The organism is Bacillus sp. NPDC094077 (assembly GCF_050279465.1).
GTDB lineage: Bacteria > Bacillota > Bacilli > Bacillales > Bacillaceae_G > Bacillus_A.
The window spans coordinates 236,070-256,925 of sequence record NZ_JBNNUF010000001.1; the positions used below are offsets into that span (position 1 = coordinate 236,070).

The 20,856-nt window shown below is 35.3% G+C and carries 22 protein-coding genes; 5 read left to right on the top strand and 17 right to left on the bottom strand.

Annotated elements, in window-relative coordinates; all coding sequences use genetic code 11:
• On the top strand, positions 1-603 hold a 603-nt coding region (locus ACQKNR_RS01180; protein WP_427314781.1), incomplete at its 5' end, for a Gly-Xaa-Xaa repeat protein.
• A gap of 80 nt (positions 604-683) precedes the next feature.
• Here the strand turns inward: ACQKNR_RS01180 and hfq are convergent.
• Both hfq and miaA read right to left on the bottom strand, forming a co-directional pair.
• Positions 684-908, bottom strand: a complete 225-nt coding sequence (hfq, locus tag ACQKNR_RS01185; RefSeq protein ID WP_000813896.1) for an RNA chaperone Hfq — start codon at positions 906-908, stop codon at positions 684-686.
• A gap of 21 nt (positions 909-929) precedes the next feature.
• Entirely contained in the window at positions 930-1,883 is a 954-nt protein-coding gene (miaA, locus tag ACQKNR_RS01190; RefSeq protein ID WP_427314783.1) for a tRNA (adenosine(37)-N6)-dimethylallyltransferase MiaA, read from the bottom strand.
• Positions 1,884-2,063: 180 nt separating this feature from the next.
• Here miaA and ACQKNR_RS01195 point away from each other — a divergent pair, with 180 nt between their 5' ends.
• Positions 2,064-2,309, top strand: coding sequence for a hypothetical protein (locus tag ACQKNR_RS01195; RefSeq protein WP_427314785.1), 246 nt, complete (start codon positions 2,064-2,066; stop codon positions 2,307-2,309).
• Between the two features lie 63 nt (positions 2,310-2,372).
• On the opposite strand, the gene entD is transcribed toward ACQKNR_RS01195, so the two are convergent.
• The 8 genes from entD to gabP all read right to left on the bottom strand — a co-directional run bounded on the left by entD (position 2,373) and on the right by gabP (position 11,351).
• A complete protein-coding gene (gene entD, locus ACQKNR_RS01200; RefSeq protein ID WP_427314787.1) occupies positions 2,373-3,305 on the bottom strand; it encodes a cell wall-binding protein EntD in 933 nt (310 codons plus the stop codon).
• A gap of 348 nt (positions 3,306-3,653) precedes the next feature.
• On the bottom strand, positions 3,654-5,510 hold the full coding sequence (locus ACQKNR_RS01205) for a PTS fructose transporter subunit IIABC (RefSeq protein WP_427314789.1): 1,857 nt from the start codon (positions 5,508-5,510) through the stop codon (positions 3,654-3,656).
• A gap of 13 nt (positions 5,511-5,523) precedes the next feature.
• Positions 5,524-6,435 carry a 1-phosphofructokinase gene (pfkB, locus tag ACQKNR_RS01210; RefSeq protein WP_427314791.1) on the bottom strand — a complete coding sequence of 304 codons (912 nt, stop codon included), beginning with the start codon at positions 6,433-6,435 and terminating at the stop codon, positions 5,524-5,526.
• The gene (locus ACQKNR_RS01215) at positions 6,432-7,184 is read right to left on the bottom strand and encodes a DeoR/GlpR family DNA-binding transcription regulator (protein WP_427314793.1); all 753 of its coding nucleotides are present in this window, start codon (positions 7,182-7,184) and stop codon (positions 6,432-6,434) included. Before ACQKNR_RS01215 ends, pfkB begins: the two co-directional genes overlap by 4 nt.
• A 159-nt stretch (positions 7,185-7,343) precedes the next feature.
• On the bottom strand, positions 7,344-8,507 hold the full coding sequence (locus tag ACQKNR_RS01220) for an iron-containing alcohol dehydrogenase (protein WP_427314795.1): 1,164 nt from the start codon (positions 8,505-8,507) through the stop codon (positions 7,344-7,346).
• A 116-nt stretch (positions 8,508-8,623) separates the two neighbouring features.
• Positions 8,624-9,166: a DUF420 domain-containing protein gene (locus tag ACQKNR_RS01225; RefSeq protein WP_002173006.1), complete on the bottom strand. Its 543-nt coding sequence runs from the start codon at positions 9,164-9,166 to the stop codon at positions 8,624-8,626.
• A 318-nt stretch (positions 9,167-9,484) separates the two neighbouring features.
• The gene (locus ACQKNR_RS01230) at positions 9,485-9,850 is read right to left on the bottom strand and encodes a hypothetical protein (protein WP_427314797.1); all 366 of its coding nucleotides are present in this window, start codon (positions 9,848-9,850) and stop codon (positions 9,485-9,487) included.
• A 106-nt stretch (positions 9,851-9,956) separates the two neighbouring features.
• Positions 9,957-11,351 (bottom strand): GABA permease, encoded by a 1,395-nt coding sequence (gene gabP, locus ACQKNR_RS01235; protein ID WP_427314798.1) that lies wholly within the window; start codon positions 11,349-11,351, stop codon positions 9,957-9,959.
• Positions 11,352-11,620: 269 nt separating this feature from the next.
• Between gabP and ACQKNR_RS01240 the strand changes: the two genes are divergently transcribed.
• A complete protein-coding gene (locus ACQKNR_RS01240) occupies positions 11,621-12,703 on the top strand; it encodes a chitinase (RefSeq protein ID WP_427314799.1) in 1,083 nt (360 codons plus the stop codon).
• Positions 12,704-12,759: 56 nt separating this feature from the next.
• Here the strand turns inward: ACQKNR_RS01240 and ACQKNR_RS01245 are convergent, their stop codons facing one another.
• Complete coding sequence (locus ACQKNR_RS01245; RefSeq protein WP_427314801.1) at positions 12,760-13,977, bottom strand: M20 metallopeptidase family protein; 1,218 nt, start codon at positions 13,975-13,977, stop codon at positions 12,760-12,762.
• A 124-nt stretch (positions 13,978-14,101) separates the two neighbouring features.
• Positions 14,102-14,995: a metallophosphoesterase gene (locus tag ACQKNR_RS01250; protein WP_427314803.1), complete on the bottom strand. Its 894-nt coding sequence runs from the start codon at positions 14,993-14,995 to the stop codon at positions 14,102-14,104.
• A gap of 198 nt (positions 14,996-15,193) precedes the next feature.
• Here ACQKNR_RS01250 and ACQKNR_RS01255 point away from each other — a divergent pair, with 198 nt between their 5' ends.
• Entirely contained in the window at positions 15,194-16,009 is an 816-nt protein-coding gene (locus ACQKNR_RS01255; RefSeq protein ID WP_427314805.1) for a formate/nitrite transporter family protein, read from the top strand.
• Positions 16,010-16,150: 141 nt separating this feature from the next.
• Positions 16,151-16,423: an HU family DNA-binding protein gene (locus ACQKNR_RS01260; RefSeq protein ID WP_001043904.1), complete on the top strand. Its 273-nt coding sequence runs from the start codon at positions 16,151-16,153 to the stop codon at positions 16,421-16,423.
• A gap of 19 nt (positions 16,424-16,442) precedes the next feature.
• On the opposite strand, the gene ACQKNR_RS01265 is transcribed toward ACQKNR_RS01260, so the two are convergent.
• The 5 genes from ACQKNR_RS01265 to ACQKNR_RS01285 all read right to left on the bottom strand — a co-directional run bounded on the left by ACQKNR_RS01265 (position 16,443) and on the right by ACQKNR_RS01285 (position 20,785).
• Positions 16,443-16,922 carry a GNAT family N-acetyltransferase gene (locus ACQKNR_RS01265; protein ID WP_427314807.1) on the bottom strand — a complete coding sequence of 160 codons (480 nt, stop codon included), beginning with the start codon at positions 16,920-16,922 and terminating at the stop codon, positions 16,443-16,445.
• A 157-nt stretch (positions 16,923-17,079) separates the two neighbouring features.
• Positions 17,080-19,500, bottom strand: coding sequence for a heavy metal translocating P-type ATPase (locus tag ACQKNR_RS01270; RefSeq protein WP_427314809.1), 2,421 nt, complete (start codon positions 19,498-19,500; stop codon positions 17,080-17,082).
• 97 nt (positions 19,501-19,597) lie between these two features.
• The gene (gene copZ, locus ACQKNR_RS01275) at positions 19,598-19,804 is read right to left on the bottom strand and encodes a copper chaperone CopZ (RefSeq protein ID WP_427314811.1); all 207 of its coding nucleotides are present in this window, start codon (positions 19,802-19,804) and stop codon (positions 19,598-19,600) included.
• Between the two features lie 203 nt (positions 19,805-20,007).
• Positions 20,008-20,310 (bottom strand): metal-sensing transcriptional repressor, encoded by a 303-nt coding sequence (locus tag ACQKNR_RS01280; RefSeq protein ID WP_000349637.1) that lies wholly within the window; start codon positions 20,308-20,310, stop codon positions 20,008-20,010.
• A gap of 247 nt (positions 20,311-20,557) precedes the next feature.
• The gene (locus ACQKNR_RS01285) at positions 20,558-20,785 is read right to left on the bottom strand and encodes a hypothetical protein (protein WP_193409921.1); all 228 of its coding nucleotides are present in this window, start codon (positions 20,783-20,785) and stop codon (positions 20,558-20,560) included.
• Positions 20,786-20,856: the final 71 nt, after the last annotated feature.

The window sequence follows — 20,856 nt, forward strand, 5'->3', positions numbered from 1 at the left end:
AACACGGGCGCTACTGGGGCCACTGGATCTCAAGGGCCTCAAGGTATTACGGGCGCTACCGGACCTCAAGGACCTCAGGGTAACACGGGCGCTACTGGGGCCACTGGATCTCAAGGGCCTCAAGGTATTACGGGCGCTACTGGACCTCAAGGACCTACTGGTGCTACTGGAATTGGTATTACAGGACCGACTGGACCTTCTGGACCTAGCTTCCCAGTAGCAACAATTGTTGTAACAAACAACATTCAACAAACAGTACTTCAATTTAATAACTTTATTTTTAGTACTGCAATTAACGCAAACAATATTATCTTTAACGGCACAAATACAGTTACTGTTATTAATGCTGGTATTTATGTAATTAGCGTATCCATTTCTACAACTGCGCCAGGTTGCGCTCCTCTTGGAGTAGGAATTTCAATTAATGGGGCAGTCGCAACTGACAACTTCTCTTCAAATCTAATAGGCGACTCACTTTCATTTACTACAATCGAAACGTTAGCAGCTGGCGCAAACATTTCTGTCCAATCTACTCTTAACGAGATTACGATCCCTGCAACTGGAAACACTAACATTCGCCTTACTGTATTTAGAATCGCTTAAATTTCACTATGTATTGTTTATGACAAATAAAAAAAGAGCGAGAAACTCGCTCTTTTTTTGTTATGTACAATAATTCATTACTACTCTAATTCAATTGAAACATTTTTTTGAGGTACAAATGTAGAAATTGCATGTTTATAAATAAGCTGTTGCTTACCTTCTGTTTCCAGTAGGACTGTAAAATTATCAAATCCTTTAATTAATCCACGAAGCTGGAAACCATTTAATAAGTACAGCGTAACAAACGTATTCTCTTTACGGAGTTGATTTAAAAACTGATCTTGAATATTGATTGATTGCTTCATGTCGAATCCTCCTCTTTTTCTCTACTTACTATTATTCGACTTTAGTTGTAACTTTCCTTCTATGTATCGTAAAATTTCTGACGTTTTTTCACCATCTGTAACATCAAACCATGTGACATCCATCTTATTACGGAACCATGTTAATTGACGCTTTGCATAACGACGTGAATTCGTCTTTAATTGTGATACCGCTTCTTCTAAAGAGACACGATTCTCAAAATAATCATATATCTCTTTATACCCAATCGCTTGAATAGATTGACAATCTCGTATCCCTCTATTATACAGACCTTCTACTTCCTCTAATAGACCTTGTTCCATCATCAAATCCACTCGTAAGTTAATGCGATCGTATAGCATTTCTCGATCCATTGTCAAGCCAATTAATGACACATCATAGAGTAACTCTTTTTCTTGTTTTTCAATTTGGTCACTCATTTTTTCGCCCGTCGTACGGAAAATTTCTAACGCCCGAATGACACGTCGCACATTATTTGCATGAATACGCTCCGCACTTTCCGGATCTACTTCTTGCAATTTTTCATGTACATATTCCACACCACGTTCTAAAGCTAACTTTTCCATTTGTTCTCGGTATGTAGCATCACCAGCATCATCTGTAAACTGATAATCGAATAAAACTGATTGTATATAAAGACCAGTTCCACCAACTATAATTGGTAATTTTCCACGCTCTGTAATCTCTCGAATATGCTTACGAACACGTTCTTGAAATTCTGCAACAGAAAATGAATCTTCCGGATCTTTTATATCGACCATATAATGTGGAATTCCGTCCATCTCTTCTTTTGTCACCTTTGCAGTCCCAATATCCATCGTACGATAAATCTGCATGGAATCACCACTTATAATTTCACCGTTCAACGCTTTGGCAAGATCAATACTTAACTTCGTCTTCCCAACAGCAGTTGGTCCAATGATGACAGCAACTTTTTCACGTTGCACTTCTCCCATATCATTCAACTCTCTTTATGTAATGTACTCCATCTATTGATTATACCCAATCTTACCAATTTTAATGGCATGATTGCAAGTTCTTTCATTTCGGTACATGAAATTATATATAAAAAGAACATAGTTTGTCCAATTCTGCATATACATGATAAAAAATAGCTTCGAGAGGATGGGTTGACTATGAAACAATCTACCATCAATTTTTCATCTTTGACAAAAGACCTCATTTTAGCTACTGCTACAAAAGAACAAAATTGTTCACAAGAAGAATTATACTTCGCTCTAAATTGTTTGCTACGTTCTTTTCATTCTACTCTTCAAGAAACAACGTTACATCCAGAAAATAAAAATACAGAGTATATGCAAACTCAATTTTGCAGTGCATATAAAATTATTACAGGTAAAACTATTTATCCCTTTCAATAATCCATAAAAAGGCGGTTGCTTACATATTTTCAAGCAACCGCCTTTTATATTAATACATATACACTATTCTATAACTTTCACTTTTACAGATTTACGTCCCCAACTATTAGCACTGCCATCTGAGCCCACTAATACATCAATACGATTTCCTTTAATCGCACCACCAGTATCTCCCGCAATTGCTTCTCCATATCCTTCTACCCATACTTTTGACCCTAGTGGAATTACTTTCGGATCAACCGCGATTACTTTCATATTTGGATTTGCTGTTAAATCATGCCCCATTGCAGTTAATACCCGACCACCATGCGTACCATTCTCACTCGGATCTGCTGTATACGCCGTCGCTTCTACTGTTATTTCACGACCGCCAGTAGGTGCACTTGTTTCAGTAGATTTCGTAACTGGTTTCGCAGCTGGCTTTGCTTTTTCCACAGGGTTACTTGATTCTACATTCTTAACAGACTCTTTGCTCTGAACTGCTGTATTATTTTTAACCGACTTATTTACTCTAGCCGGCGCTTCTTCTTGAGTTACAACTTCTTTCTTTTCAATCACAGGTGCCGTTCCTGTTAAAAATGGCACGTGAACATATCCAATTTTTCCATTATAGTCGAATTGTAACCATTCATTTTGAACTTGATTTGTCGTTTCAATTACATCATCTTTATTAAGTTTGCCAAGAATTTCAGAGTCAGTATTCGCTTCAGCACGAACATTTAATACGCCTGCCGTTACATAATATGTACTTTTTGTAAACTCAGCACTTACAAACGCTTCTTTACCATTTAATTTAATTTTCGTCCATCCGTTTTCTGTATTTATAACATCTAATTTATTCCCACTTAACATTTTACCTACAAGCTTTGATTCTACAGTTGGGTTTTCTCTAACATTCAATACGTCTGTTGTTACAATCGTTTCCGCTTTAGCAGAACCTACAAAAATCCCAAGACCAAAAACCGCTGCTGTTGCTATACCTAATAATTTTTTCATGAATAGCCTCCATTCGCTTTGTTTTCGTATTTTCATTATAGCAACAGATTTTTAGGATTTTTAGAAATCACACAATTACAAAGCATTCGTAATATATGATTAATGAGTTGTAACATAAATTTCCATATTAATGAAGTGCATTTCCAATAGAATCTCCAATAGTTTTCATATATTTTCCACATACAAGCATAAGAATTTTTTTCCAGAAAAAATTACAGTATTACTTTTTTGTTACAAAAAAAACATATTTCATTACATCTTTTACCAAAATTCATCATTCTCTAATTATTAAACTACTTTTTTGTAATAAAAAGGAGCAGCTAATAGAAGCTACTCCCTTTTCATTTATTATTTAACTTTCTTTTTCCAGAACCCCATCATAAGAGCCGAAACAACTGCCCCTATTAATATAGAGAAAATATATAGCCAAGGTTTATTTACTAATGCGATGACAAAAAGTCCACCATGCGGTGCTGGCAATGTAATTTGAAATAACATAGATAAGGCACCTGCAATACTTGAACCAACAACACAACTTACAATTACTCGAACCGGATCTGCAGCCGCAAATGGAATCGCACCTTCTGTAATAAATGACACTCCCATAATATAATTTGTGAAACCAGATTTACGTTCCGCTTCAGTAAACTTTGATTTAAAGAATGTAGTTGCAAATGCGATTGCAAGTGGAGGTACCATACCACCAGCCATAACTGCCGAGTGTACACCAAAGTTTCCTGCCGAAATTGCAGCGATACCAAATGTAAATGCCGCTTTATTAATTGGTCCCCCCATATCAATTGCCATCATACCGCCTAGAATTAAACCTAATAGTATAGCATTTGTACCACCTAAACTATTTAACCAACTCGTTAACATTTCATTTAACGCAACTACAGGTGGATTGACTACTTTTAACATGATAACACCTGTAATTAGTAACCCAAATACCGGATATAGCAAGACCGGTTTAATCCCTTCTAACTGTGCTGGCAAACCAGAAAATAACTTTTTCAAACCAACAACAACATATCCCGCTAAGAAACCAGCAATTAATCCACCTAAAAATCCAGCATTCGCTTGTGCTGCTAGAAATCCACCGACAACACCAGGCATAAAACCAGGACGATCAGCAATAGAGCTTGCAATAAATCCAGCTAAAATTGGAACAAGGAATAAGAAAGCTCCTTTTTCTCCACCACCAATAGCCATTAATATTTCAGCAATAGGACCTTTTGCCTTAATTCCACCGAACATAAATGCTAGTGCGATTAAAATCCCGCCACCAACAACGAATGGAAGCATATTACTTACACCGCTCATTAAATGCTTATAAATTCCTAATCCTTTTTCTTTCTCTATACTTTCTGCCTTCCCATCCTCTTTTACACCTTTAAAGATTGGTGCATCTTGTTTTACAGCTCGATTAAGAAGGACTTCAGTTTTTCTAATCCCATCAGCGACTGGCACTTGAATGACATGTTTCCCAGCAAAACGGTTCATTTCGACTTGTTTATCTGCAGCTACAATAATTGCTGTTGCACGATCAATATCCTCTTTCGTTAAGCCGTTCTTTACACCTGTTGATCCATTCGTTTCAACTTTAATCGCAATTCCTAACTCTGCAGCTTTTGCTTTCAAACTATCTGCAGCCATATATGTGTGAGCGATTCCAGTTGGACAAGCCGTAACCGCTAATACGTATGGTTCATTCCCTTCTGGTTTTGATACTTCAACTTCTTCTTCCTTTTCATTCTCTTTTTCATCAAATAGACGAAGAAGCTCACTTTCATCCTTCGCTTCTAATAATTGCTTGCGAAAGCCTTCATCCATCAATAACGTAGACAAACGAGATAATGTTTCTAAATGAGTATTATTCGCCCCTTCACTTGCAGCAATCATAAAAAATAAATGCGCAGGCTGTCCATCAAGCGATTCATAGTTGATACCGCTTACACTTCTACCAAAACAAATCGCTGGTTGCTTAACAGCTTTCGTCTTCGCATGTGGTATTGCAATACCTTCCCCAATTCCAGTTGTACTTTGAGACTCCCGCTTTAAAATAGCTTCTTTAAATTCAATTTCACTATTTAAACGATTTGCCCCGCTTAATTTCTCAACTAATTCATCTATGACAGCTTCTTTATTTGAAGCTGTCAAATTCATAATGACTGTATCCCTTTTTAATAGTTCTGTAATTTTCATATGTTGCCCCCCCCTATCGCTTAGCTACAATTACTTGCGACAATAATTCTTCTACTTTTTCCTTCTTACATAAATCTGCCGAAAATGCTGTTGCACTCCCTGTTGCAACACCATATTGAAATGCTTTTTCAATATCCTTTGTCTGCTCATATTTACCTACAAATCCAGCAACAAGAGAATCTCCTGCCCCAACCGAATTAATAACAACACCTTTCGGAACAGTTGCTTCATATATACCTTCTGCCGTAAATAATAAAGCTCCCTCTCCGGCCATTGATACGATAACGTGCTCTACACCTTGTTCGATTAATTTTCTTCCATACGGTAAAATGTCTTCTACTGTTAAAAGTTCTACTCCGAATAAATCACCAAGTTCATGATGATTTGGCTTTATTAAAAATGGCTTATTTTTAATTACATGTTTTAACGCACTACCACTTGCATCTACGACTACGCGAATGCCTTTTTCTGCTCCAAACGCTGCGATTGATTCATAGAAGGTAGTTGGAATAGAAGCTGGCAAACTTCCAGCTAGTACAACACAATCTCCAGATTGCATACTTTCGATTTTTTTCATTAATTGCTCGAATTGCTCATTTGTCACAATAGGACCTTGTCCATTTAACTCTGTTTCTTCTTGCCCTTTTATTTTTACATTAATTCGTGAATCTCCGTCTACTTGTACGAAGTTTGTTGTTACACCTTCATCTTGTAATACATCTTGAATAAATTGACCGGTAAATCCACCCGTAAATCCAAGCGCTACATTTTCGACATCCAAACGATGAAGAACGCGAGAAACATTAATCCCTTTTCCTCCAGGAAACTTCATATCTTTCTCTGCTCGGTTCACTATTCCTAAATCAAAAGAGTTAACTTGTACTACATAATCAATAGATGGGTTTAAAGTAACTGTATAGATCATTGTTTATCAGCCTCAATTACATTGGTTTGTCTTTTATATTTTTCTAAATCAATTTCTAAATGGTTTGTAATAATGTTTGCATCTTCAACACTCGCAATTTTCGCAAACGCAACTTCTGAAAACTTACTTTCATCAATTAAAAAATATCCTTCGTTTGCTAATGTTAATGCCATTTGTTTTAAAAGCGCCTCTTCTGGGTCTGGTGTTGTAAAACCAAGCTGTTCATGTACACCATTCGCTCCTAAAAAACACTTATCAAAGCGGTACTTCTGCATACTTTCCTGTGCCATCGCACCGATTAAAGCTTTCGTCCTACTCTTCATCATCCCGCCTAGTAAATACGCACGAATATTATTTTCAACTAAAGATTCAATATGCATAAGCCCATTCGTCACGACAGTAACATCTTTATTTATTAAAAATGGAATCATTTCAAATGTTGTACTTCCTGCATCTAAATAAATGCAATCACCTTGTTCAACAATGCTAGCCGCATACTTGGCGATTTGTTGCTTTATATGAATGTTTTTGGATGATTTTTCAACCATCGTTGGCTCCTGCCCTTTTCCAGTTAATAAAGAGGCACCGCCATGAACTCTTTTTAATAACCTTTGTTTTTCCAATTGTGCTAAGTCACGACGAATTGTTGATTCAGAGCTTTCTGTCCTTTCAACTAATTGCTGTAATTTAACAACTTTCTGTTCTTTTACAAGTTGCAATATCATTTGATGACGTTCAGGAGTTAGCATTTTCTTCACCTCTTCTTTGATTACAGTATAATGAAAACGATCACAAAAATCAACCATAAACAACCAAAAATAATCACTAACAATCAAAAACGATTATAAATAACAAAAAAAGAAACCTATTTGATACAACAATCAAATAGGTTTCTTTTCTCGATTCACTTATAAAGAAGCTTTATATATATTTAGAACATCATCTTTATTTAATTTTTTAAAGTTACCGAATTCACCATAAGCCATCGCTTTATCCGCCATTAAATCAATTTCATTTTCCCCAATACCGTAATCAGCTAATGTTGCTGGTGCTTCAATTGAAGTCCAAAATTGACGTAACGCCCCGATTCCTTCCAACGCAACTTCTCGATCTGTCTTCCCATCTGTTTCTACATCGAATACACGAATAGCGAACTGTTTAAAACGACTTACATTTTCATCTACAACATGCTTCATCCAGTTCGGGAATAGTATCGCGAGGCCACCTCCATGTGGTATGTCATGAACAGCAGAAACTGCATGCTCAATATTATGAGTTGCCCAGTCTCCTTTTACTCCCATCGCTAAAATGCCGTTTAACGCCATCGTACCGCAATATAAAATCGTTTCCCTATGCTCATAATTTTCTAGATCACTTAAAAGCTTAGGAGCTGTTTCAATTACTGTTCTTAAAACAGATTCACAATAACGATCTTGTAGTTCTGTATTTGTTCCATGATGGAAATATTGCTCTAATACGTGTGACATAATATCTACCATACCGTAAATTGTTTGATCTTTCGGTACAGATGCAGTATGGACTGGATCCAAAATCGAAAACTGCGGGAAAGTAACTGGGCTACCCCAGCCATATTTTTCATTCGTTTCCCAGTTTGTAATTACAGATCCTGCATTCATTTCAGATCCAGTGGCTGCAAGGGTAAGTACAGTACCAAATGGTAACGCCTCTCTAGCAAATGTTTTTTTCGTTACAATGTCCCATACATCTCCATCGTATTTACTACCAGCTGCAATTGCTTTCGTACAGTCGATTACACTTCCTCCACCAACTGCTAAAATAAATTCGACACCATTGTCTTTACAAATTTGAATCCCTTTCTTTACAGTTGATAAACGGGGATTCGGTTCAACACCTGTCAATTCAAATACTTCCGCATTTATACCCTTTAAAATAGAAATTACATTATCATAAATACCGTTTCTTTTAATACTGCCTCCTCCATATACGAGAAGAACTTTATTACCAAATTGTGGAATTTCAACTTTTAACTGTTCTAATTGGCCTTTACCAAAAATAAGTTTCGTTGGATTACGAAATACAAAATTTTGCATATTCCTTTACCATCCCTTCCATATGAAAAGCAACTATACTTTTATATAACATATTTTTTTCATTTCACAAAAATATTTGCTTAACAAAAAAATCCCAGCCTAAAGGCTGAGATTTTTTATTGATAATAAGGTGAGATCATTAAGTAAACAATAACACCAGATAAGCTTACATATAACCAAATCGGCATCGTCCAACGTACAATTTTACGGTGACGTGTTAATTGATTTGTAAAACCAAATACAAGTGCAAACAATGCAAGTGGTACGATAATCGCTGCAAGGATAATATGCGTAATTAAAATGAAGAAATACACATATTTAATGAAACCTTCTCCTCCAAAATGCGTTGCTGGCGCCAAGTAATGATACGATAAATATGAAACACAAAATAGCAAAGTCGTTGTAAATGCTGCAAGAATAAAACCACGATGCATTTTTACATTCTTCTTAATAATAGAGAATAAAGCTGCTAATAAAAATACAAACGTAAAGCTATTAAAGATTGCATTTAACATTGGTAAAATTGTTACATCAAAATGTAATTCTCCTTCATAGCCAACAGGTCCAAAGAACAAAAATAAAATAATCGCATTTACAATTACAGAAAGCGTTATCACAATAGGAGCATAGCTTTTCTGATTTGTTGATTGATCCACCAAAATGGTCACTCCCTCTTCCTTCAAATATGTATACGTAACCTCACTATTTTAACATATTATTCACAGTGTAAATGTGACAATAGTTTGACACAGTAAGACGAGGCAAAGAAAAAAATCCCTCTTAACCAAATCTCTTAAGAAGGATTTTATCGCTTTATTATTCAAATAGCAATGCGATTAGTTTTTGTGAAAAAACGTATCGCTATATGCTTGAAAAATTTCAGACACTTGATATCCCATTAATGAAATTGCTGTTAATGAAAAGAAACCAATCATAAGAAATCGAAACCACATATAAATCTCCTCCTTGTATTTAGCTTAAAAAGCGTACGCTATATTACAAGTTGAGTGGCACTCTTCATCATCACTTTCTTTTTTCTTTACAATCGCTGTTATAAATCGAATCATAAAGAAGATAACAAAAGGAATTTGTTCGTAATTTATATTGGCATAGTTTAGCAACGGCTCGCGTTGCAAATCGAACGGGGATGAGAAGGAATAGAACATACCTTGCTCTTCCACATATACGATTACAATTTTCATGCAAAATAATATCCCTAGAAATGAAACAATATCTTGCCATTCTGTCGTATATAACAGATTATACAGCTCTAATACGTACTCTTCCATCATCATCCCCCCTTCCTTTTTTACCATTTTGCTCGCCTTCGTATAAAAAGTCAAGAAAAAAGTTTATATTTACTGTGACAATAGTGATTATTTGTTTCTATACTTATATATGAATCTTTTCTAGCAATGATTGGATGTAACTCTTTTCGAAAACAAGAAATTAGAATCGAACGGATTCCTCATTCCTACTCTTAGAATTCAAAACTGTGCTATTTTTATTTCTATTAAAAATAAAATAAGAAACTATAATAAGAACAGTAACAAGCATCGTTAAAAGTGCTTGTGAACGTAAGGATTCAATTGCAAGCATTGCAACTAAAACTGCTATAATTGCGGCAATTGTAACATACGTTACATACGGGAAAAGCCACATTTTCACTTTCAAATTTTGTTGTTCTACTTTCCCCATTTTTTTACGCATCTTTAAATGTGAAACTGCTATAACGAGATAAACTAGTAACGCAATCCCACCAGATGCATTCACTAAAAATAAAAAGACTTTATCTGGAGATATGTAACTAAAAACAACTCCAATATAAGCGAAGAATGTTCCAAATAAAACTGCCCGAACTGGAACACCACTACTGTTCAATTTTAAAAATGCCTTTGGAGCATCTCCTCTTTCTGCCATCGAAAAAAGCATTCTTGAGTTTGTATATAAACCCGAATTTAAGCAAGAAAGTACTGCTGTTAAAACGATAAAATTCATAATTTGCGCAGCCGCAGGTATACCTATATGTTCAAGTACCGCTACAAACGGACTTTTTAGTATGTTTGCTGAATTCCATGGAAGGAGTGTAACAACTACAGCAATAGATCCAATGAAAAATACGAGAATGCGCCAAATTACACTATTTGTTGCTGTTTTTACTGCTTTTACAGGTTCGGCAGACTCACCAGCGGCTACAGCCACAATCTCTGAGCCCATAAATGAAAATATAACAACCGTTATACCAAGCAGCACTGAACTTATACCATTTGGCATAAATCCTCCTTGCCCTATTAAATTTGAAGTACCAGGTGCTTCCGTTCCCGGCACAAACCCTAAAATAACAGCAAGTCCAAGACAAAGGAACAAGACAATACTTATTACTTTAATAAAGGAAAACCAATATTCAAACTCTCCAAATGATTTCACCGAAAAAACGTTCGTCAACGTTAATAAAATTGTTAATAGTAAACTTAATAACCATAGTGGGATTTGTGGAATCCAGTATTGGATAATACCAGCACCTGCTGTAGCTTCTATTGCAATAACAATTACCCAGAAAAACCAGTATAGCCACCCAATTGTATAACCCGCCCATGGACCAATTGCTTCTCGTGCATATGTTGCAAATGAACCACTTGTCGGGTTAATAGCTGCCATTTCCCCCAACATTCTCATGACGAAAATGACTAGAAGTCCTGCTAATGCATATGAAACGATAGAACCTGGTCCTGCTGAATGCACAACTGCACCACTTCCAACAAACAGACCAGCCCCTATTACGCCGCCAATTGAAATCATTGTAATGTGGCGTATTTTGAGGTCTTTCTTAAGATTTTTATCCAACTCTTGTACATCCCCTTCCAACCTTGATTTTGAAATTTATGTAAGAGTATTATGCAAAAAATCTTGTCCTATACTTTAAATATATCAAAATATTCTGAATTTAACAATTGTAATCCAACCTCCTACAGAAATTATTACATTAGGTTTAATAATTTTCCATTCACAATTGTTGAGAAAATTATTATCACTTTACAAAAGATTGAATTTTCAGATATCATTGAATGAACAAGATTATACATCTAGACAACTTTTTGTATAGGAGTGTTAATATGTTAAACAAGTTCAAATTCATTTGGTGTATTTTAGTAATTTTCTTACTGCTACCACTAGCCCCCTTCCAAACACACGCCGCAAACAATTTAGGATCAAAATTACTCGTTGGATACTGGCATAACTTTGATAACGGTACTGGCATTATTAAATTAAAAGACGTTTCACCAAAATGGGATGTAATAAATGTATCTTTCGGTGAAACTGGTGGTGATCGTTCCACTGTTGAATTTTCCCCTGTGTATGGTACAGATACAGAGTTCAAATCTGATATTTCCTATTTAAAAAGTAAAGGAAAAAAAGTAGTTCTTTCAATAGGTGGACAAAATGGTGTCGTTTTACTTCCTGACAATGCTGCTAAGCAACGTTTTATTAATTCCATACAATCTCTTATCGATAAATACGGCTTTGATGGAATAGATATTGACCTTGAATCAGGCATTTACTTAAACGGAAATGACACTAATTTTAAAAACCCGACAACTCCTCAAATCGTGAATCTTATCTCAGCTATTCGAATGATTTCAGACCATTACGGTCCAGATTTTCTATTAAGCATGGCACCTGAAACAGCTTATGTTCAGGGTGGTTATAGCGCATATGGAAGCATATGGGGTGCATATTTACCAATTATTTACGGAGTGAAAGACAAACTAACGTACATTCACGTTCAACACTACAATGCTGGTAGGGGCATTGGGATGGACGGTAATAATTATAATCAAGGCACCGCAGACTACGAGGTCGCGATGGCAGATATGCTCTTACATGGTTTTCCTGTAGGTGGTAATCCAAATAACATTTTCCCGGCTCTTCGCTCAGATCAAGTAATGATTGGACTTCCTGCAGCACCGGCGGCAGCTCCAAGTGGCGGATATATTTCTCCAACTGAAATGAAAAAAGCTTTGGATTATATCATTAAAGGAGTTTCTTTCGGAGGAAAGTATAAACTTTCTAATCAAAATGGCTACCCCGCATTTCGCGGTCTAATGTCTTGGTCTATTAATTGGGATGCAAAAAACAACTTTGAATTCTCCAACAGCTATAGAACATATTTTGATGCTATTCCATCGCAAAAATAACAAAAACAACAATAGGTTACTTTATATAACCTATTGTTATTTTTTATTTATGCAAATTACTTTGTCACATTCACATCTACAGTTTTAAGAGCTTCTTTTCCATCTCTTAAATAACTATTTACAAGGCTTAAAAGTAACTTCCCACCAACCAACATTGCACGTTCATCAAAATCAAATTGAGGATGATGATGCGGATATGTTGCTCTTATTTCTTCATTACCCGCTCCTGTGAAGAAAAACACTCCTGGAACATGTTCTAAATAATATGCATAATCTTCTCCACCCATAATTGGTGGTACTTCAATGACTCTATCTCTTCCAAGGTCACGTTTCGCGATTTCCATAAAATGACTCGTTTCATCTACATGATTTATTAATATTGGATAGCCTCGTTTATATTGAATATTAACTTCAGCATGAAAAGACTGACAAATCCCCTCAACAACTCGTTTAAATTCCTGCTCCATATATTCTCTCACTGCGGTATCTATCGTTCGAATTGTTCCTGTAAATGTAGCAGTATCCGCAATAATATTATCTGCTTGACCAGCATGAAATGTACCAACTGTTAATACTACAGATTGCAACGGATCTACTTTTCTACTAACTAAAAGTTGTAACTGATTAATAACTTGTGTTGCAACGATAATGGCATCTATAGTATGATGCGGCATACCTCCGTGACCACCTCGCCCTTGAATCTTCACTTCAAAAGTATCAGCTGCCGCCATCATGGCTCCAGCTTTCGCACCAACAATTCCTAAAGGCATTTGAGAAGATAAATGTGTACAAAACACAACATCTACTCCTTCTAAACACCCGTCCTCAATCATGGCAATTGCCCCGCCAGGTTCTTTCTCTTCTGCATGTTGATGAATAAGAACTACTTTCCCAGAAAGCTGGTCTCTATTATCACTTAATACTTTCGCAACGCCTAAAAGTGTTGCAGTATGCCCATCATGTCCACAAGCGTGCATTACGCCAGGAACCTTTGATTTATATGAAACTTGTTTTTCATCTTGAATAGGTAGTGCATCAAAATCAGCACGTAACGCTATCGTCTTTCCTGGTTTTCCACCTTCAATTACGCCGATTACCCCTCTTCCGCCTACATTTGTTTTCACATCAATATGAAAATTTTTTAGGATCTCAGCTATTTTTTTCGGTGTTTCTATTTCTTGAAACGATAGCTCTGGATATTGATGAAAATCTCTTCGCCACGAAACCATTTGGTTATATAAACTTTCCAATTCTTTATGCCATGTTTCTATCATAGAAATTCCCCTTTCATTTTAACGCTTTAAATAAAAGTTACATAATATTCTGCATTTAATCAATAAAAAAAGAGTACTTTCTTTGAAAGCACTTTTAATTTCCAAAAATATTAAATGTTCTATTCTAGTTACTATTTTTCTTCAATATAAAAACTGAAAGTTCAGGTACACTCCAGAACCTAACTGGCTTTCGAGTCGTCCCAATACCGCGATTTACATATAAATGTAACGGCTTATCCTTTCCCTCTAATTCATACATTCCTTCAACGTACTCCTCAGCTAATTTCGTAGTAATTAATGGACCTACAAAAGGAAGCTGAACTTGTCCTCCGTGACTATGTCCTGACATTTGAAAATCAACTGGATAACGAGCTACTTTGTCTACAACATCAGGCTCATGCACTAATAGCATATTAAAATCTTGTTGTCTTAAGTCTTTTAAAGCCGAATCTATCTGTGGATTCCCTAATAAGAAATCATCCAAACCTGATATTGTAATATACTTGCTATTCTCCACTTTAATTTTCTGTACTTCATTTACTAAAACAGAAAAACCAGCTTTCTCCATGTACTTTTTGTAAAATAAACTACCGCCCCCACCTCTATCATGATTCCCAAACACAGCATATTTCCCTAGGGGAGCATGAATTTTCTGCAAAATGCCTGTCGCTTCTTCTCTTTCCGCATTATAAGATCCAAACTTATCTATTAAATCTCCTGTAAAAACTACTATATCTGGATGTAACTCATTCATCTTCTCCACCAATTTTTCTAATTGTTTCAGTGTAAAATCTGGCCCTAAATGCACATCTGAAAATTGCAATATTCTCTTGTTATTAAACTCTTTAGGAATTGTAGGAGCTTCTATTTCGTTCCAAGTAACTATTACTAGTTTTCGTTCTATTTCTGTCGCATAAAAATACAAGCCTACTGGAATCATTAATATACTTATGAAAATAATAATAAATTTCTTTAAGATTGATTTTTTTTGCTCTTTTTTTACATGATGCGTATTCATGTTTTCACCTCTAGATGCAGTTTAAAACCTTTTTGTTACATTGATGTGACAACATGAAAAAATGATAGCTATATTCGATTTTATTCCCATCTCGATTTGACAAATTTATACAGAACTCATAACATATTTTTATAATACATAGATTTTCAAAAATCTTTCTTCTATTCGTTCCATCACTTTATTACGGAGGGGTTATTCATGTCTGTATTTACACCAGAAGAAATTACGGAACTTGCTGCTTATTCCGGAAGAAAAAAAGCTTTTTTATCATTACTCCCTATGCTAATTCTCGGTTTTTTTGGTGGTGCTTTCATAGCACTAGGGTATTTACTTGATATTCATGTTATTGGAACAATGCCAAAATCTTGGGGATCATTTACTGGTTTTCTAGGTGCGGCTGTATTCCCTATCGGTCTTATACTTGTTATTCTTGCGGGAGGTGAATTAGTAACTGGCAACATGATGACCGTTTCAATGGCATGGCTTTACAAAAAAATTGATTTATTTCACTTCATACGAAATTTAGTTATTGTTACGTTTAGCAACTTCATAGGTGCTGTATTCGTTGCTTATTTTTTCGGTCATATTGTCGGATTAACAGAGGGAGCTTTTTTAACGAAAACAGTTTCAATTGCACAAGCTAAGCTACAAGATACACCACTGCAAGCCTTCATTTCTGCAATCGGATGTAACTGGCTCGTTTGTTTAGCTGTTTGGCTCAGTATGGGAAGTAAAGAATTTATCGGAAAAATTATCGGTATTTGGTTCCCGGTTATGACCTTTGTTGCGATTGGATTTCAACACGTTGTAGCCAATATGTTTGTCATCCCTGCCGCCATTTTTGCTGGTCATTTAACTTGGGCTGAATATTTTCCAAACTTCGTTTTTGTTTTCTTTGGAAATTTAGTAGGAGGTATGTTATTTGTGGCATTACCTTATTTCATAACTTATAATAAGAAACTACCTTCAAATAAAGAGAAGACTGAAATAAAGAACAGATCTGTATCCGCTTAAATTGAATGTCTATAAAGTGGACCTAAAAAATATTACAAATTTCATTTTTTTCGTGAATATATCTACGTACACTTGTTCTCGAATGTTTTATACGTTATAATAACAACTTAAATAGCATTATTTACATATGAGGTGAAAAACATGAATAAAACAGAATTAATTAAAAACGTAGCACAAAATGCTGAGATTTCTCAAAAAGAAGCTACTGTAGTTGTACAAACTGTAGTAGAATCTATCACTAACACTTTAGCTGCTGGTGAAAAAGTACAACTTATCGGATTCGGTACTTTCGAAGTTCGTGAAAGAGCTGCTCGTACAGGCCGTAACCCACAAACTGGTGAAGAAATGCAAATCGCAGCTTCTAAAGTACCTGCTTTCAAAGCTGGTAAAGAACTAAAAGAAGCTGTAAAATAATGAAAAATAGCCTTCTCATTTATGAGAAGGCTATTTTTTTCATAACATAATTAATAAAAATCTGACCATTATGCTGCTTATTTTGTTCCTTTATGCAAATAAAACCTTTACTTTCAAAGAAAGGTTTTGCTGTAATACTCGCCTCTGTATATATATCCCTACGCTGCAAGTTCACTGCTTCATTTTCTAACTTCTGTAGTATGTATGAAGCTATCCCTTTTCCTTGATAATCTTTATGTGTAAATAAGCGATCTACGTAATAATCATCATTATAATCCCCAAACCCTACTATCACACCTTTATAATCGACAACGTAACAAATATTCTTTTCTAAAGACTGTAGCCATCTTTCTTTATCTAGTCGCTCTGGCGCCCAAGCATTTAACTGTAACGTATTATAATCTTTTGCATTAACCGTATGAACCGTTTCATAGAATAATTGTAATACTTGTTCTAAATCCTCTTTCTGGAATGTTCTAATTATAATATCTTTTAACATATACAAGTCTCCTTACCAAACTACCTCTTAACTTTTCTACTATATACGATTCAATAATTCTTCTTTATTATATCGTTTTAGTTTCTATACGAACAAAAAAACAATACTTATTCAAAGTATTGTTTTTTAATTATATTCAATTACTTAATGTAGCTTTTTAAGATTTTAATTTAACTCTTTGTAATCGTAATGCATTTAATACAACGGATACAGAGCTAAATGCCATCGCTGCTCCAGCTACCCAAGGTGCTAAGAAACCTAATGCTGCAATTGGTATTCCTAACGCGTTATAAGCTAATGCCCAGAATAAATTTTGTTTAATATTTCTTATCGTCATTTTACTCATAAAGATTGCATCAGCAATACTATTTAAGTCACCGCGGATTAACGTAATATCTGCCGCTTCCATCGCTACATCCGCTCCTGTTCCAATTGCCATACCGATATCCGCTGTAGCAAGAGCAGGAGCATCATTTATTCCATCTCCAACCATTGCTACTTTTTTACCACTTGCTTGAATTTTTTTCACTTCTTCTGCTTTTCCTTCTGGTAATACTTCTGCAATTACGTGGTCTATACCAACTTGCTTTGCAATTGCCTGTGCAGTTTGTGTATTATCTCCTGTAATCATAACAACGTCTAAACCCATTTTCTTAAGTCTTGCGATAGCTGCTTTTGAAGTATCTTTTACTGTATCTGCAACAGCCACTATACCAGCATATTCTTTATCGATTGCAATAAGCATTGCTGTTTTCCCTTCTCGTTCTAGCTCTTCCATCGATTTAGAAACTTCTTCAATATCAATATCGAATTTCTTCATTAATCGGCGTGTACCAATTAATAATTGTTTCCCTTCTACAACTGATTCGATACCGAATCCAGGAATTGCTTCAAACGTATCCGAACTTGGGATATCAATTCCCTTTTCTTTAATACCTTCTACAATTGCTTCTGCAAGTGGATGTTCAGAATTTTTTTCTGCCGCACCCACTAAACGTAGTATTTCTTCTTCATGGCATCCATCTACCACAATTACGTCTGTTAACACTGGCTTCCCATTTGTCACTGTACCTGTTTTATCTAGAATAACCGTATCTAATCGATGCGTCGCTTCTAAATGCTCTCCACCTTTAAATAAAATACCATATTCAGCCGATCTTCCTGATCCTGCCATAATAGATGTAGGTGTTGCAAGACCTAAAGCACACGGGCAAGCAATAACAAGTACTGCTATCATTTTCTCCAGTGCTCCTCCAAAATCACCAGGTGTAACAAATACCATCCACACGATAAATGTAATAATCGCAATTCCAACTACAACTGGTACGAAAATACCGGAAATTTGGTCAGCTACCCTTTGAATAGGAGCTTTCGATCCTTGAGCTTCTTCTACTACTTTAATGATTTGAGCTAATGCGGTATCTCTTCCTACCTTTGTTACTTTAACTTTTAAAAATCCATTTTTATTCATTGTAGAACCGATTACTACATCCCCAATTGTTTTATCAACTGGAATACTCTCACCTGTTAACATCGATTCATCTATCGCTGATTTTCCTTCTACAATTTCTCCATCAACTGGTATTTTTTCACCAGGCTTTACATAAACGATATCACCAGCTACCACTTCTTCAACTAAAATTTTCATTTCTGTTCCATCTCGCATAACCGTAGCTGTCTTCGCTTGTAATCCCATCAGCTTTTTAATAGCTTCTGATGAGCGTCCTTTTGCTTTCGCCTCAAATAATTTCCCTAAAATAATTAATGTAATAAGTACCGCACTCGTTTCAAAATATAAATCTGTCATATGTTCCGATGAACCAATGGACTGAATACTTAAATAAACACTGTAGAAATAAGCGGCAGACGTTCCAAGTGCCACGAGAACATCCATGTTGGCACTTTTATTACGTAACGCTTTATATGCACCAATATAAAACTGTCCCCCAATAATAAACTGTACTGGCGTTGCAAGAGCTAGTTGTACCCAAGGGTTCATTAGCATATCTGGTAAATAAATAAACGATGTAAATGAGAAGTGACTCACCATTGCCCACAATAACGGGAATGATAAAATAAACGAAATGAGAAATTTCTTCTTTTGTCTTTCAATTTCTTGTAAGCGATGATCTGTTGATCCATCTTGCTCATCTGATTTCACTTCTAATTTATACCCTAACTTTGTAATGATACTCTTCATTTCACTTACATTAATTTCATCCGGATTAAAGTCTACCGTTGCCGATTCTAAAGCGAAGTTAACCGTCGCTTTGTTTACACCATCTAACTTATTTAAACGCTTTTCAACTCTATTCGCACATGCCGCACATGTCATTCCTGAAACAGTAAACTCAGCTTTATCACTTACAATACCATATCCTAACGATTCAACTTTCTCTTTAAATTGTTGCGGATTCGTTTTCGCTGGATCGTACATGATTTTTGTTTTTTCAAGCGCAAAATTTACATTTGCATCATGAACACCTTCTACTTTTTTTAGACCTTTTTCAATTCTATTTGCACATGCTGCACATGTCATTCCTGATATTTGAAGATTGGCCTCTTTCTGTTCATTCATTAAACTCACCTCTATAATATACCCCTATAAGGTATCGTAATTAGCAAAATAAATCGTACTCATATAAAGTACGATTTATTTCCATATTTAAAAATAATTATTGAATATCGTATCCTTGATCTTCAATTACAGCAACGATATCTTTTAACGTTACAACTGATGAATCGATAGTCACTTCAACAGTTCCCTCTGCTAATTGAACTTTCACTTGTTCAACACCGTTTAATTCTTTCACACTGCCTTCAATAGAATTTACACAATGGCCACAAGACATACCTTCAACTTTTAATGTTAACTGTTCCATTTAAAATCCTCCTATTGTTTCTTCATTGTTTGTTAATCACAACTACATCTTACCATACCCCCCTAAGGTAATCAATGGTTTTATGTCATGATTTTAGATTTTTTCTAAAATCTTTATTTTGTTCTATGTAGGAAGCTTCTATTACACGTATCTATACCTCATTTACATACAAACAAAAAAAGCTAGTATTAGACTAGCTTTTTTTACGCTTTTGAAAAACGTTCAAATACTGTCATTAGTTCTTCAATTGCTTCGTCACCATTCCCATTCTTAATAGCGCCTGAAACACAATGACTCGTATGATTTTTTAAAACACCCATTCCTACTTTTTTCATCGCTGCATTAATCGCTGAAATTTGCACTAAAATATCAACGCAATAACGATCATTCTCAATCATATTTTGAATACCACGGACTTGTCCTTCAATTCTCTTTAATCTATTTATAATTTGTTCTTTTTCTTTTTCTGATCTATGTGTTACCGCTTCATGCTCTTTATGATCCATATTATCACCTTCTCAAAGTTTCTTTTCATCTAATCAAAATTTACATCCTTCTAAGTATACCAATTATAGCACTAACTTTTATGTATTGATACCCCATATGAGTATATTACCACTGTATAATAATTGTTAACCAATGAATAAATGTTCAATCATTTCCCTCTTTTCTACAAGCTACTTAGGTATTTTATTTAGGCACAAAAAATAAAAGCCCCAATTATCTAATTAAAATTGGGACCCTTCTGTCAATCTATTGTTTGTCACATACTTTTGTATCATTCACTACAGAAGTTCCTTCCACAGTAACCGTATGAAAACAATCATTCACACGAACTGTTACAACATTATCTTGGCGATCTATAACATGATATTCATTAAATTGTTTATTTAAAGCACTGCGAATTTGTTCTCCTTCATAAATTGGAATGCCATGTGATAAAACCCAAATTAGTCCAGCAATAGCAAGAATAGTTTTCATACGTTTTACCTCCTTGAAAATATTTCCCTTCGTCTACTTTATGTTTATGCCATTTGTGACGAATTCGTGAC

Excerpts from the sequence above, each read along its gene's own strand:
- hfq (WP_000813896.1), bottom strand. The coding sequence starts at position 908 with ATGAAGCAATCAATCAATATTCAAGATCAGTTTTTAAATCAACTCCGT.
- miaA (WP_427314783.1), bottom strand. The coding sequence starts at position 1,883 with ATGGGAGAAGTGCAACGTGAAAAAGTTGCTGTCATCATTGGACCAACT.
- ACQKNR_RS01195 (WP_427314785.1), top strand. The coding sequence starts at position 2,064 with ATGAAACAATCTACCATCAATTTTTCATCTTTGACAAAAGACCTCATT.
- entD (WP_427314787.1), bottom strand. The coding sequence starts at position 3,305 with ATGAAAAAATTATTAGGTATAGCAACAGCAGCGGTTTTTGGTCTTGGG.
- ACQKNR_RS01205 (WP_427314789.1), bottom strand. The coding sequence starts at position 5,510 with ATGAAAATTACAGAACTATTAAAAAGGGATACAGTCATTATGAATTTG.
- pfkB (WP_427314791.1), bottom strand. The coding sequence starts at position 6,435 with ATGATCTATACAGTTACTTTAAACCCATCTATTGATTATGTAGTACAA.
- ACQKNR_RS01215 (WP_427314793.1), bottom strand. The coding sequence starts at position 7,184 with ATGCTAACTCCTGAACGTCATCAAATGATATTGCAACTTGTAAAAGAA.
- ACQKNR_RS01220 (WP_427314795.1), bottom strand. The coding sequence starts at position 8,507 with ATGCAAAATTTTGTATTTCGTAATCCAACGAAACTTATTTTTGGTAAA.
- ACQKNR_RS01240 (WP_427314799.1), top strand. The coding sequence starts at position 11,621 with ATGTTAAACAAGTTCAAATTCATTTGGTGTATTTTAGTAATTTTCTTA.
- ACQKNR_RS01245 (WP_427314801.1), bottom strand. The coding sequence starts at position 13,977 with ATGATAGAAACATGGCATAAAGAATTGGAAAGTTTATATAACCAAATG.
- ACQKNR_RS01250 (WP_427314803.1), bottom strand. The coding sequence starts at position 14,995 with ATGAATACGCATCATGTAAAAAAAGAGCAAAAAAAATCAATCTTAAAG.
- ACQKNR_RS01255 (WP_427314805.1), top strand. The coding sequence starts at position 15,194 with ATGTCTGTATTTACACCAGAAGAAATTACGGAACTTGCTGCTTATTCC.
- ACQKNR_RS01260 (WP_001043904.1), top strand. The coding sequence starts at position 16,151 with ATGAATAAAACAGAATTAATTAAAAACGTAGCACAAAATGCTGAGATT.
- ACQKNR_RS01265 (WP_427314807.1), bottom strand. The coding sequence starts at position 16,922 with ATGTTAAAAGATATTATAATTAGAACATTCCAGAAAGAGGATTTAGAA.
- ACQKNR_RS01270 (WP_427314809.1), bottom strand. The coding sequence starts at position 19,500 with ATGAATGAACAGAAAGAGGCCAATCTTCAAATATCAGGAATGACATGT.
- copZ (WP_427314811.1), bottom strand. The coding sequence starts at position 19,804 with ATGGAACAGTTAACATTAAAAGTTGAAGGTATGTCTTGTGGCCATTGT.
- ACQKNR_RS01280 (WP_000349637.1), bottom strand. The coding sequence starts at position 20,310 with ATGGATCATAAAGAGCATGAAGCGGTAACACATAGATCAGAAAAAGAA.
- ACQKNR_RS01285 (WP_193409921.1), bottom strand. The coding sequence starts at position 20,785 with ATGAAAACTATTCTTGCTATTGCTGGACTAATTTGGGTTTTATCACAT.